Below are 12,110 nucleotides of genomic sequence, written 5' to 3' on the forward strand. Positions count from 1 at the left end.
TTGTTTAAACGCAATTCCGGACGGAAAACCGTTTCACACTTTTCCTGGAATTGCTTTGGCGGAAACCATCCCATGCAAGTCAAGCGCAACGGCGATATCTCGTTCTGGTATGCGGATCTGGGTCATATCCCGGCGCCACGTCCGTCTTTGCCGGGCGACATAGAGGCGGATGTGGCGATCGTCGGGGCGGGCTATACCGGGCTGTGGACAGCCTACTATCTGAAGAAGGCGAAGCCATCGCTGCGCATCGTGCTCATCGAACGCGAGTTTGCCGGCTTCGGCGCTTCGGGGCGCAATGGCGGCTGGCTGTCGGGCGGATTCGGCTGGTCGCGCGAAAAGTATCTGAAGACCTCAACACGGCAAGGCGTCACCGCCATGCAGAAGGCGATGGCCGGCTGCGTCGACGAGGTGATCCGGGTCGCGACGGAAGAGGGCATCGACGCGGACATCCGCCGCGTCGACAATCTGACGGTCGCCACCAACCCGGCGCAGCTGGAACGCGTGCGCGAAGAATGCGAGACGATCCGCTCCTGGGATGCCAATCCCGAACGCATCGAGCTGCTCGACGCCGAGGCGACCCGGGCGCGCATCAACATCCGGAATGTCATGGGAGGCTTCGTCATCCACGGCCAGGCGCGTGTGCAGCCGGCCAAGCTGGTGCGCGGGCTGGCGGTAGCGGTCGAGCGTCTCGGTGTTTCCATCTACGAGAAGACGACGGTCACTGCGATTGCCAAGGGCGTTGTGACCACGGATCGCGGCACCGTGCGGGCCGAAACCATCATCCGCGCCACCGAAGGGTTCACCGCCGGCATTCCTGGCGAGGAGCGGACATGGCTGGCTCTCAACAGCGCGCAGATCGTCACCGAGCCGCTGTCGGAAGAGCTTTGGCGCAAGATCGGCTGGGAGGGACACGAGCTGCTCGGCAACGCCGCGCATGCCTATTGCTATGCCCAGCGAACGCGCGAGGGGCGCATCACCATGGGAGGCCGCGGCGTGCCTTATCGCTACGGGTCGCGCACCGACGTCAACGGGCAGACGCAGCAGGCGACGATCGACCAGTTGCACGCGATCCTGACGACGCTCCTGCCGCAGACGGCCGGGTGCCGCATCGACCACGCCTGGTGCGGTGTGCTCGGCGTGCCGCGCGACTGGTGCACGACCGTCGGGCTCGACTCCAAAACGCGGATCGGCTGGGCCGGCGGCTATGTCGGACTCGGCGTGTCGAGCTCCAACCTGTCCGGGCGCACGCTGACCGACCTCGTGCTCGGCCAGGATACCGAGCTGACGCGGCTGCCCTGGGTCAACCGCAAGGTGCGGCCCTGGGAGCCGGAGCCGTTCCGCTGGCTGGGCGTCCATTCGATGTACCAGCTCTACCGCATCGCCGATAACCGCGAGGCTGCCGGGCTTGCCCATAGCTCGAAGCTTGCCGCCCTGGCGGACAGCCTCACCGGTCATTGATCATGGAGACCAGCTTGATCGATCTTTCGACTTTCCACGACCTTGCCAACGCCGACATCGGCGCCTTTTCACCGAAACCGACCTCGATCCAAGGGGATCAGTTGGAGGCCGCGCGATCCTTCTTCCAGTCGCCGGACGGGAGCTTCGACATCGGCATCTGGGAATGCACGCCCGGCCGCTTCACCGCCGACCGCACCAACTCGTCAGAGATCTGCCACATCATCTCCGGCCGCGTCGAGGTGAGCCGCGCCGATGGCGAGATGCGTGAGCTGGGACCGGGAGACCTCCTCGTCCTGCCGCAGGGATGGAAGGGCGAATGGCGCATCCACGAGACCACGCGCAAGCTCTACATGATCCAGAGCGCCGGCTGATCCCTGAAAGTCCTTAATGCTCGATCGGCCCCTTCGGCGAGACAAGCGTCGTGCCCGCGGTGGTCGGACGCTCGATCATGCGGCGCACGCGCGGCGGGTTGTCGCCGCTGTGCAGCGCGCGGATGCGTTCGCCGACCACGGCGTCGGCATGGGTGGCGCGCCGGTTGTGGCGGATATACTCGACCCAGGTCGGCGTGTGATAGTGCTCGATCCAAATCGACGGATTTTCGAGGTCGCGGGCCAAGGTCCAGTTGCGGGCGCCGTCACGGCGGCGGATGCGGCCGCGCTCGGCCATGGTCGCCAGGAATTCCGGCACGTCCTCCTCGCGGATGATGTACTCGATCATGATGGCGATCGGGCCGCTGCGCGGCTTGAGGTCGAGCGCCAGCATCGGTTCCTTGAAACGGTTGAGCGGATCGAGGTTGAGCACCGTCTGCCGCGGCAAGGGCAGGACGAAGCCGATGGCGCCGCCGGCGAGCATCGCGACCGCCGCAGCGGTCAACGCGGTCTCCGCGCCATGCGCGTCGGCGACGACACCCCAGATCCAGCTGCCCAGCGCGATGCCGCCGAAGGTCGCCGTCTGGTAGATCGACAGCACGCGGCCGACCACCCAGCGCGGCGTCGACATCTGCACCGTGACGTTGAAATGCGAGAGCGCGATCACCCAGCAGGCGCCGCCGATGAGCAGGCCCGCCGATGTCTGCCAGGCATTGTGGCTGACGGCGGCGTTGAGGGCGCAGAGCGCGAAGCCGCTAAAGGCCATGCGCACCATCGTCTCGCTGGACAGCAGCTGCCTGAGCCGCACGCTGATCAGCGCGCCGCCAACCGCGCCGATGCCGAAGGCGCCGAGCATGATGCCGTAGGTCAGCGCATCGCCCTTGACGACATCGCGCGCCACCAGGGGAAGAAGCGCCAGCACCGCGCCGGCGCTGAAGCCGAAGGCCGAACCGCGGACCAGCACCTTGGCGATGTTGGGCGACATGGCGACATAGCGCAGACCGGCGCCCATCGCCGCGCCAAGCGACTCGCGCGGCAGGGTTTGCTCGGGCAGCGCCGGCTTCCAGCGGGCGAGCACGACGATCAGGCCGATATAGCTGACGGCGTTGGCGGCGAAGGCGGCCGCCGCACCCGCGGCGGCGACGATGACGCCGCCGATGGCCGGGCCGACACTGCGGGTGATGTTGAAGCCCAGCGAATTGAGCGCGACTGCCGCCGGCACCTTGGCGCGCGGCACCATGTCGCCGACCGAGGCCTGCCATGACGGGCTGTTCAGCGCCGTGCCGCTGTCGATCAGGAAGGTGAAGGCAAGCAGCGTCCAGGGCGTCATCCAGCCTTGCCAGGTGAACAAGGTCAGCAGCGCCGAGACGACCAGCATGAAGGTCTGCGCCACCAGCATCACCTTGCGGCGGTTGAAGCTGTCGGCGATGGCGCCGGCAACGAGCGCGAACAGCATGATCGGCAAGGTGGTCGAGGCCTGGACCAGCGCCACCTGGTAGGGCGAGGTGGCGATCGTGGTCATCATCCAGGCGGCGCCCACGCCCTGGATCAGGCCGCCGAAATTCGACACCAGGCTGGCCGACCAGACGGCGCGGAAGATGCCGTGCCGGAACGGCGCCAGCGCGGAGACGCGTTCGCTTTCCGGCTCGTCGTCGATCATGGTTGCGCCTTCGTCCGCTATAGAGGCTCGCCGCGCCCGCGCAGGCGGGCGACTCGCCAAAGAGTGCGACCCAACAACAGGATGGCAAAGGCGAAAATGCGTCGGCGAAGCTTTAAGCCAAGCATCTGGCCTGTCTGGACCAACTTTGGGTTATTTCGCGCCTCTCTCCTCGGCATGCAGGGCCTCGGTCAACGCGCCTGTTGTCTCGCCATTCATGTAAAGCCTGAGCAGCATTTCCATGCCGACGAGACGCAGGCGCGACGTTTCCTGGCTGCTTGCCATGTCGATCAGGTCGTCCAATTCGGAAGCAGACCATTTCATCGCGTCGCGCAGCAGGCCACCGCGCAGCAGGCCCTGCGTGCCAGCCGAAAAAGCGGCATCCATCTCGAAGCCGTTCTTTGCGGCGCGAATGTTCTCGCGCGGCAGATGGCGTTCGGCGACCTTCTTGAGCAGCCACTTGCCGGTCCCGTCGCGATATTTCTGTCGTCGCGGCAAATGAAGGGCGAAGTCGATCAGCCGGTTCTCGAGGAACGGCACCCTGAGCTCGACGGACGCCGCCATGCTCAACCGGTCGTGCCGGTGCAGCAGGTCCTGCAGGTGCGAATAGAGGTCGTAAAAACAGCTTGCCAGGAAAGCGCGATCGCCGGGCGGCGCGACACCGTCCAACCTGTCGAACAGCTTGGTCTGCAGGAAGTTCAGCTCGGGGGACAGGGCTCTGAGCGCCATGGCGCGGTCCGTCGGCGAGCCGCGACCGATCGAGTTGCGGAACGGGGCGCGGCGCAATTCAGCGAATTTGCGGTCACGCCCGGCCTTCGACCGGAACAGGCGCTGCAGCCAGGACTGGCGCCAGAGCCTGACCGTCGATGCCTGCCATTTGTAGCCGCCGAAAAGCTCGTCGGAACCCTCGCCGGTCAGCAGCACCTTGACGCCGTCGGCGCGGCACTGCTCGGCAAGCGCCAGCAGCGCCGCGTGGCTGGCATGCCAGCCGTCGGTTTCGAGGTGCCAGACCGCGCGCGGCCAGAGCTCGAGGAACCGGTCCTTGTCCAAAGGCACCCGGCGCAGGCTGACGCCGACATGCCGACCGGTCCGCTCTGCATCCTCGGCCTCGCTGCGGCCGAGCTTCGGGTCGACGACGTAACCATGCATCTCAGGCCTGAAGCGTTTGGCAAGCGCGGTGATCAGGCCGGAATCGATGCCGCCGCTGCAGGCGGTGGCAAGGCTGGTATCGGCGATGCAATGCAGCTCGACACTTTCCTCGAGCAGCGTCCGGAGCGTCGCCATATGTTCGGCGTCGGATGTCTTGTCGCCGGAGATGCGCGCGGTCTCCAGGACGTCGAGGACATGCCAGAAGCGGCGCTTCTCGATGCCCTGCGCCGTGATCTTCCAGAGGCCGGCCGGCGGCAGGCGCTCGATGCCGTCGAAGACGCTGTAGCTCGAATCGCGGCTCTGCCAGGCCAGCCGCAGCGTCAGCTCGCGCGTGTCGATCCGGCGGGTAAAGTCGTGGCAGGCGAGGATCGCCTTGTCCTCTGAGGCGAACAGCAGTCGGTCGCCGGTCTCGGCGACCGACATCGGTTTGATGCCCAGCCTGTCCCTGGCAAGCCACAAGGCGCCGGCGCTGGCATCGAAATAGGCGAGGGAGAACATCCCGTCGAACAACGGCACCGCTTTTTGCGGGCCCCAGTGATGCAGGGCCTGAAGCACCACCTCGGTGTCGGACACCGTGCGGAACGCCAGGCCTTCCGCCTCCAGCGACTTGCGCAATGCGCGAAAATTATAGACCTCGCCATTGTAGCACAGCACACCGTCGCCGGACGCGGTCAGCATCGGCTCGCGCGCGGCGGGCGATGGGTCGATGATGGTCAGCCGGCGATGGCCGAGCGCCAGGCGGGCGTCGTTCCAGTTGCCGTGATCGTCGGGACCGCGATGCGCCAATGCCTGCATCATGCGCGCGACGTCGCGACGATCGCCGCTGCCGATCGGATCGCGCTTTCGCCAGACGCCGGCTATTGCGCACATGGCCCGCCGGCCGTTCTTGCCTGATGCATCGCTTCCTGAAAGTGGCCTAGGACAAGGGCGCCGACCGATGCCGGCGCGTTTCACAATCTAGCTCCTACAGATGCCGCTGCAAGATCATCCGGGTCGGGGCGGAGCCCACCCGACGCTCGCTGCCTTGCGTCAGAAGCCGTGCTCGATGCGTTCGAAGATGACGTTGGTGAAGGCCGAGATCTGGCCGCCGATGAAGGGGCCGGTCAGCGCCACCACGAGCATGATGGCGACGATCTTCGGCACGAAGGTCAGCGTGATTTCCTGGATCTGGGTCAGCGCCTGGATGAGCGCGATGCCGATGCCGACGACCATCGCCACCAGCACCACGGGAGCGGAAGCGGTAAGAACCGTCCACACGGCGTACTGGACGATATCGAGGGCATCCGCCTCGTTCATGGCTGACCTCTACCGAGCCCGCTAAAGCGGGTCGCATGAAAAACAGTTCACGCGACCTGTTTTTGGTTTTGATTTAAGCATGTCTTTGCCCCGAAACCGGATCCACTTTCGTGAGACATGCTCAGGCGGCCGGCTTGATCGACACGCCCGCGCCGACGGGAACCTGGGTGCCGTCCTGCAGCACGGCGATCAGGCCGCTGGTGGAGAGCGTCACCGAAGCCACCGTTCCGGTTGTCTTGCCGTCGGCCGAGGTGATCGAGCGGCCGATCAGCGCATCGGCCTGCGACAATGCCGAGGACTGCATGATCTGGTCGAGCTTGGTGTTGGTCTGCACCGACTGCTCGACCTGGGAGAAGGTGGCGAGCTGCGCGACATATTGCGTGGAATCCATCGGCTTGGTCGGATCCTGGTTCTTCATCTCGGCGATCAGGAGCTTCAGGAACGACTGGTAGTCAACCGCCGTCTTGGAAGTCTTCTGGCTGGCCTGGTTGGCGCCAACCGGGATCGTTGTCGTCATGTCGACGGCCATTTTATGCTCCTACAGCCAATGCGCGCGGCGTTTGGGAAATGTCGTCATCGTCTTCGAGCACCCTGCGCTCGAGCGGATAGAGCGCGCGGATCGCTTTCAGCGCCTCGTAGATCTCATCCTCGCCGACCATCCGGTCGATCTGCTTCAGGCTCTTGCAGATGTCCTGGTTGTCGAAGCTTGCGATCAGCATCGGCAGCGAGCGGCGGAACATCTCGCGCGCCTCGGGGGCGCCGAGCGGGTTGATCAGCATGATCTGCACGATGAAATAAAGCTGCCTGAGCGGCGTAGAGGCCTGATCGGCCTGGAGGACGTGGCTTTCGAGCAGGAACTGCACGTCGTTCATCAGCTCGATGGTGACCTTGCGGTCGACGCGGATGACCGCGCCGTTGATATAGATCTTCTCGTTGGGCTTTAGCGAGATCTTCAGCGTGTTGGTCATTGGATGCCGTCTCGGATGATCTGGGAGACCTCGATCAGTCCTTCGAAATTATTGGTGCGGCCCTGGCGGATGTCTTCCGTCTCGCGCAGCAGCCATAGGCCGATCGAGATCAGGTTGGCGCGCAGTTCCTTGGGCAGGGCGTTGTCGCTGGAGCCGAGATCCTCGACAAATGTGGTCCAGATGCGGTTGGTGAAATGCAGCGCCTCGACGGCTTCCATCGACTCGGTGCCAACGGCTGCTGCCGCTGCCAGCATGTCGATCGACCGGGTGAGCAATTGCCGCTCCCGGTCCTTGGCATCGGCGACGGAGTCGGTCTGGATGTCGGCGTAGGAGAATTGATACATCGTCGGCGCTCTGGCGTTCCGGTTTACGTGTTCAAGTCAGATAGTTCAGCAGGCTGAGCTGCTGCAGCCGCGCGGTCAAGGCGAAGGAGGTCTCGATATGCTGCGTCAAGTCGGCGACCCGGGTAGCGGCTTCCGCGGGATCGACGCCTTCGAGATCGACGATATGCTTCTCGAACAGGTCGACCTGGGTTTTCATGCGGTCGCTGGCGTCGGATACGCGCTGCTGGGCAAGGCCCGTTTCGGCCCGCACCTGGGTAATGCCGCCGATGGCTTCGCCGACCAGCGCCTGCGCGCGGCTGACGACCGCGTTCTGGGCGGCCTCGCTGATGCTGCCGGTAAGCAGGCTGCTGACCATGGCGGACGCCATGGCGAGCTTGCGGATACCCTGCTCGTTGGCGCTGACCGAGGTCTGCGTGGTTTCGTTGAGCGAGATGCGGCTGGTGATCTGCTCATCGGTGGCGCTCGACCAGTTGGCCTGCCAGCCGGCGCCCAGGAATTGCGGCTCGACCTTGGTGATGATGAAGTCGTCCATCTGGGCAGCGGTGATGTTGGCCGCCGCCGGGGCGGTCTGGGCAAAGCCGAAATAGCTCGAGAAGGCGGCATCGAAGGCGGCTTTGGCCGGCGAGCCCGTGGCGTTGAAATCGTCGATCGGCTTGACGTCGGTGTTGGTGCCGGCAAACAGATATTCGCCGTTGACGCTGGTGTTCAAAATACCCGTCATCTGCTGCAGCGCCGAGGCGCCGGCGGTCTGCAGGATGCTGGTCGAGGAGTCGCCCGACACGCCGCTGGTCAGCGCCGACAGGAAGCTCTGCGCGGCACCGGCGATCTGGCCGAGCGAATCCTGGGTCGATGTCAGTCGCGCGGTGACGAGCGCGTTGGAATCGACGATGCCGTTCAGCCGGTCGAGGTCGCGCTGGAAGGTGACGGCCTGGGTCGTGCGCCCGCCCAGCGCCAGACCGACATCCGCGACCTTGCCGGTCGTGGATTCCGTCGTCGCCTTCACAAGGTCGGCCTGCATTTTCGCTTGCTGATGACGCAGGGCGTTGGAGATGGCGGCTGAGGAAACGGCTGTCGCTTTCATGAATTATCCTACCGCGCTCATCAGGGCGTCCAGCATGTCGCTCACGGTCTTCATCATATGCGCCGAGGCCTGATAGGTGTGCTCGAGATCGAGAAGCAGGGACATCTCCTGGTCGACATTGACCCCGGTATCGTTGGACAGCGCTTCGGCCGTGCGCGCCGCCAGCGCCTGCTTGCTGTCGGCGTTGGTCGAGGCCTGCTGGCGCACGCCTTCGAACCAGCCGATGGCATTGGCCGCGTAGTCGGAGACGCCGGAGCTGACGGCGATGCCGGCCGAGGCATCGAAGGCCATCGGCTGATCGAGCTTGTTGCCGTAGCCGATCAGAAGGTCCGAATAGGATGCGTTGCCGGTGTTGACGACATAGGCCGCGCCGTTGGCGCCGCCGTCGCGCAACAGCGCGGGATTGCCGCCAGCGCTCGGATCGAAGGCGGCGTTGACGCCGATCGATCCGGCGAGGCCGTCGACCAGCGTGCCGGCGGCCGGGATTGCCGGCGCGCCGGACCATGTGAACAGGCCGGCCGCATTGGGCTGCGATGGCGCGGTTTCGGCAAATGCGGTGATAAGGCCGCGCGCGATCTCGTCGAGCTGGCTCTGCATGGTCGAGGCGACGCCGTCGCGCAGCTTCAGCAGGCCCGCAAGCTTGCCGTCGGCGGTCGCGTTGTCGCCGGTGCCGGCCGAGACCGGTACGTTGTCGATGTAGACCGTGTTGCCGGGCGTGCCGGCCGAATAGCCGGCCGACGGCGCGAAGGTCACCGAGCGCGGCACGGTCTCGAACAGCGTCGTGCCGTCCTTGGTGGTGACGACCATGTCGTTGTCGCCGCGCGTGAAGGTCGATACCGGGACATATTCCGATATCTTCTTCAGGAGCGCGTCGCGCTGATCGAGCGCGTCGGACACGTCGGTGCCAGATCGCGTGCCGGAGATGACGGCCTTGTTGGCATCCTGGAACTGGCCGAGCAGGGAGTTGAGGTCGTCGACGGCGGTGGCGATCTGGCTGTCGGCCTGGGTGCGGAAGTCCTGGATCGCCTTGGTGCCGCTGTTGAGAGAATTCACCACCTGCTTGGCGGCATCGATGACGCTGGTGCCGAGGTTCTGGTTCGATGGCGTCGTGGCGTAAAGCTGCAGAGATTGTTGCAGCTTGGCGAGGGCCGTCGAGGGAGACGACGCATTGTCGACCCCGTTGACCGACAGTTCGAGCTGATCCATGCCGTTGTAAAGCGCGCTCTGGCCGCTCCATGCCGACAGGGCCGAAAGGTTCTGGCGGAACAGGAGCTCGTTCGCGGCGCGCTGGATTTCCACCGCCCGGGCGCCCGGCGCCGTGCTGGTCACCACGGCGATGCGGCGGGTATAGTCAGGGTTCGACGCGTCGGCCACATTGCGCGATACGACGCTGGTCTGCTTGGACGTGGCCAGGAGCGCCGATTGGGCAATGCTTAGTGCGGAGGAAAGCGACATGCTGATCTTTCACGGGCGGCGCCCGTCGTTTATCTCTTCAAGTTGACGAGGACGTCCATCAGGTCCGAGCCGGTCTGGAAGACCTTGGAATTGGCGGTGTAGCTGCGCTGCGCCGCAATCATGTTGGTCAGTTCCTCGGCGATATCGACGTTGGAGTTTTCGAGCGCCCCGGAGACGATGGAGCCGAGCTTGCCCTCATTGGCAAAGCCGATGTGGACGGCGCCGGAGTCGGTGCTCTGCACATAGACGTTGCCGGGCATTGCGGTGAGGTTGTCGGGGCTCTGAACGTCGGCAAGCGGGATCTTGTAAAGCGCCTTGGTCGAGCCGTCCGCGAACTGAGCGTAGATGACGCCGTCCTGGCCGATCTGGACCTTCTGGATGGAGCTCGGGGCGTTGCCGTTGACCTTGGCGTCGGCGACGGTGAAGCCGGTGCCGAGCTGGGTCAGCTTGGAGAGATCGAGGTTGAGGGTCTGGCCGCCCGGAACCGTGAAGGAGACGCCCGTGGTCGCGCCGGTGAGCTTGCCGGTGGTGGTGTCGAAGGTGAGGTTGGCCGATCCCAGCGCACCGCCGGTATAGGGGAAGGAGGTGCCGGGGGTCGCCTTCGACTGATCGAAGACCGAGACTTCCCATGTTCCGGTGCCGGTCTTGGTGAAATAGACGTCGAGCAGCTTCTTGTTGCCGAGATTGTCATAGGCGACCAGCGACGTTTTCGACGTGTATTCGGCGGTCGCGCTGTTGCTGGACGGCAGCGGACCGGAGGGCGGCGTCGCGCCCGCGGGCAGGTTGCCGGAGAACAGGCCCTCGGTGCTCGGCGTCGCCGTCATTTGCTGATCGGAGATCTGCACCGGCACGAGGCCCTCGAAGCCGTTGGCGGTCGCTGCCGGATCGCCATTGGCGTAGTCGTAGGCCATGAGCTGGTAGCCCGCGGCATTGACCAGCCGGCCCTGCGCATCCGGAACGAAGGAACCGGCGCGGGTGAGGTAGGGCGTGCCGCCGGCATCCTGGACGACGAAGAAGCCGTCGCCGTTGACGGCAAGATCGGACACCGAGGTGGTGTAGGTCATGACGCCTTGCGTGCTGACGGCCGAGCGGATCGCGGTGGTCACGCCACCGGAATTATAGGCGCCGCCGGTGCCGGGCATGATCAGTGACGAGAACTCGGCCGAAGAGCGCTTGTAGCCGGTGGTGTCGGAGTTGGCGATGTTGTCGGCCACCGCGGAGAGGCGGTTAGCCTGCGCGTTCATGCCGGAAACGCCGGTCCGCATCATTCCGTAGAGGCTCATCGATGGATCTCCGCAGTGCCTGGATAGCAGGCCGTAAAACTATGCCTCGTGTCTTGCGCGAGGCTGGCGCGGGATGGGCCTAGACCGCGATGGCGCTTCGTTGAATCGCCAACGCGCTCTGACTCTTCGTTGGAGCATGATCCTTGTCCGAAAACCGGTTCCCACTTTTTGCTTTCGCTGACCTTCGGTTCGGGATCACGCTCGAGGGCGGCCATCAAAACACCAGCCGGTAGCCGAGGAACCTCTTGGAATCGATCGGATCGTGACCGAGCTTCTCGCGCAGCTTCTTGCGCAGCTTCGAGATGTGACTCTCAACAACGTTCTCCTCGACCTCCTCGTCGAAGATGCCGTAGATGGCGTTGAAGACCTGGGTCTTGGTCACGCGCCGGCCGCGGTTGCCGGCCAGATATTCCAGGATGCGCCGCTCGCGCCGCGGCAACGGCAGCGGCTCGCCGTTGATCTCCGGATCGCGGCCATCCATGAAGATCCGCATCGACCCGACCTCGGTATAGGCGGCCTCTTCGGAGCCGCGGCGGCGGATGGCGGTGATGCGGGCGAGAATCTCACGGATATGCACCGGCTTGCGTACGACATCGTCGACGCCGCTTTCGAACAGCCGCAGCGTGTGCTCGAGCGAGTGATGTTCGCTCAGCGCGATCACCGGCGCGCCGGTGCGGTCGCGGATCTGGCGCGGCGATATCGCGCCTTCGCGGCAGTCGCCGATGAGAAAGGCCCTGACGGATCTGAGATCGGTGTCGGCGGCGGAACTCACCCACTCGCCGAACTCGCCTGGCGCAAAGCCGGCAGTGGCCACCCCCTCGCGATCGAAAAGTGAAGAGTAGCCCTCTGTCACGAGCTCTCGCTCGTCAACGATCACGATCATCGGCCCGCCCTCCGAATCATTTCACTTGCCCCGTGGGGAAAGGCGTACCCGGCTCGATGAATCCTGAAAAACCATCATTTCTTGTAGCTATTTTCTTGGGAGTTTTTTTGGGAGCCGTAATAAAAGCGGTTGCGCTGGTGTATTCGCGCCAACTGTTGGCCGACGAAT

At 64.8% G+C, this 12,110-nt stretch carries 12 protein-coding genes; 2 read left to right on the forward strand and 10 right to left on the reverse strand.

What is annotated here, in order from left to right; all coding sequences use genetic code 11:
• The first annotated feature begins 72 nt into the window (after positions 1-72).
• Both LB515_RS11880 and LB515_RS11885 read left to right on the forward strand, forming a co-directional pair.
• Positions 73-1,458, forward strand: a complete 1,386-nt coding sequence (locus LB515_RS11880; protein WP_224707828.1) for an NAD(P)/FAD-dependent oxidoreductase — start codon at positions 73-75, stop codon at positions 1,456-1,458.
• Positions 1,459-1,460: 2 nt separating this feature from the next.
• Positions 1,461-1,829 carry a cupin domain-containing protein gene (locus tag LB515_RS11885; protein WP_224707829.1) on the forward strand — a complete coding sequence of 123 codons (369 nt, stop codon included), beginning with the start codon at positions 1,461-1,463 and terminating at the stop codon, positions 1,827-1,829.
• A 13-nt stretch (positions 1,830-1,842) separates the two neighbouring features.
• Here LB515_RS11885 and LB515_RS11890 read toward each other — a convergent pair whose 3' ends face one another.
• The 10 genes from LB515_RS11890 to LB515_RS11935 all read right to left on the reverse strand — a co-directional run bounded on the left by LB515_RS11890 (position 1,843) and on the right by LB515_RS11935 (position 11,942).
• On the reverse strand, positions 1,843-3,486 hold the full coding sequence (locus LB515_RS11890; RefSeq protein WP_224707830.1) for an MFS transporter: 1,644 nt from the start codon (positions 3,484-3,486) through the stop codon (positions 1,843-1,845).
• Between the two features lie 150 nt (positions 3,487-3,636).
• Positions 3,637-5,502 carry an asparagine synthase (glutamine-hydrolyzing) gene (gene asnB / locus LB515_RS11895; protein ID WP_224707831.1) on the reverse strand — a complete coding sequence of 622 codons (1,866 nt, stop codon included), beginning with the start codon at positions 5,500-5,502 and terminating at the stop codon, positions 3,637-3,639.
• Between the two features lie 159 nt (positions 5,503-5,661).
• On the reverse strand, positions 5,662-5,928 hold the full coding sequence (gene fliQ / locus LB515_RS11900) for a flagellar biosynthesis protein FliQ (RefSeq protein ID WP_095766361.1): 267 nt from the start codon (positions 5,926-5,928) through the stop codon (positions 5,662-5,664).
• A 121-nt stretch (positions 5,929-6,049) separates the two neighbouring features.
• Positions 6,050-6,457, reverse strand: coding sequence for a flagellar hook assembly protein FlgD (gene flgD / locus LB515_RS11905; protein ID WP_224707832.1), 408 nt, complete (start codon positions 6,455-6,457; stop codon positions 6,050-6,052).
• Between the two features lies 1 nt (position 6,458).
• The gene (gene flbT, locus LB515_RS11910) at positions 6,459-6,896 is read right to left on the reverse strand and encodes a flagellar biosynthesis repressor FlbT (protein ID WP_095766363.1); all 438 of its coding nucleotides are present in this window, start codon (positions 6,894-6,896) and stop codon (positions 6,459-6,461) included.
• Positions 6,893-7,240 carry a flagellar biosynthesis regulator FlaF gene (gene flaF, locus LB515_RS11915; RefSeq protein WP_040989989.1) on the reverse strand — a complete coding sequence of 116 codons (348 nt, stop codon included), beginning with the start codon at positions 7,238-7,240 and terminating at the stop codon, positions 6,893-6,895. The genes flbT and flaF overlap by 4 nt, the downstream gene beginning before the upstream one ends.
• A 31-nt stretch (positions 7,241-7,271) precedes the next feature.
• On the reverse strand, positions 7,272-8,321 hold the full coding sequence (locus LB515_RS11920; protein WP_224707833.1) for a flagellar hook-associated family protein: 1,050 nt from the start codon (positions 8,319-8,321) through the stop codon (positions 7,272-7,274).
• 3 nt (positions 8,322-8,324) lie between these two features.
• Complete coding sequence (flgK, locus tag LB515_RS11925; protein ID WP_224707834.1) at positions 8,325-9,776, reverse strand: flagellar hook-associated protein FlgK; 1,452 nt, start codon at positions 9,774-9,776, stop codon at positions 8,325-8,327.
• Positions 9,777-9,805: 29 nt separating this feature from the next.
• Positions 9,806-11,059: a flagellar hook protein FlgE gene (locus tag LB515_RS11930; protein WP_095766366.1), complete on the reverse strand. Its 1,254-nt coding sequence runs from the start codon at positions 11,057-11,059 to the stop codon at positions 9,806-9,808.
• 214 nt (positions 11,060-11,273) lie between these two features.
• Positions 11,274-11,942 (reverse strand): response regulator transcription factor, encoded by a 669-nt coding sequence (locus tag LB515_RS11935; RefSeq protein ID WP_095766367.1) that lies wholly within the window; start codon positions 11,940-11,942, stop codon positions 11,274-11,276.
• Between the last annotated feature and the right edge of the window lie 168 nt (positions 11,943-12,110).

The sequence above is a fragment of the Mesorhizobium sp. CA15 genome (genome assembly GCF_020165215.1).
GTDB lineage: Bacteria > Pseudomonadota > Alphaproteobacteria > Rhizobiales > Rhizobiaceae > Mesorhizobium.

What these genes read in the sequence shown, in the direction of transcription:
- flbT (WP_095766363.1), bottom strand. Translation starts at nt 6,896, where the DNA reads ATGACCAACACGCTGAAGATCTCGCTAAAGCCCAACGAGAAGATCTAT.
- LB515_RS11880 (WP_224707828.1), top strand. Translation starts at nt 73, where the DNA reads ATGCAAGTCAAGCGCAACGGCGATATCTCGTTCTGGTATGCGGATCTG.
- fliQ (WP_095766361.1), bottom strand. Translation starts at nt 5,928, where the DNA reads ATGAACGAGGCGGATGCCCTCGATATCGTCCAGTACGCCGTGTGGACG.
- flgK (WP_224707834.1), bottom strand. Translation starts at nt 9,776, where the DNA reads ATGTCGCTTTCCTCCGCACTAAGCATTGCCCAATCGGCGCTCCTGGCC.
- LB515_RS11885 (WP_224707829.1), top strand. Translation starts at nt 1,461, where the DNA reads ATGGAGACCAGCTTGATCGATCTTTCGACTTTCCACGACCTTGCCAAC.
- LB515_RS11890 (WP_224707830.1), bottom strand. Translation starts at nt 3,486, where the DNA reads ATGATCGACGACGAGCCGGAAAGCGAACGCGTCTCCGCGCTGGCGCCG.
- asnB (WP_224707831.1), bottom strand. Translation starts at nt 5,502, where the DNA reads ATGTGCGCAATAGCCGGCGTCTGGCGAAAGCGCGATCCGATCGGCAGC.
- flaF (WP_040989989.1), bottom strand. Translation starts at nt 7,240, where the DNA reads ATGTATCAATTCTCCTACGCCGACATCCAGACCGACTCCGTCGCCGAT.
- LB515_RS11935 (WP_095766367.1), bottom strand. Translation starts at nt 11,942, where the DNA reads ATGATCGTGATCGTTGACGAGCGAGAGCTCGTGACAGAGGGCTACTCT.
- LB515_RS11920 (WP_224707833.1), bottom strand. Translation starts at nt 8,321, where the DNA reads ATGAAAGCGACAGCCGTTTCCTCAGCCGCCATCTCCAACGCCCTGCGT.
- flgD (WP_224707832.1), bottom strand. Translation starts at nt 6,457, where the DNA reads ATGGCCGTCGACATGACGACAACGATCCCGGTTGGCGCCAACCAGGCC.
- LB515_RS11930 (WP_095766366.1), bottom strand. Translation starts at nt 11,059, where the DNA reads ATGAGCCTCTACGGAATGATGCGGACCGGCGTTTCCGGCATGAACGCG.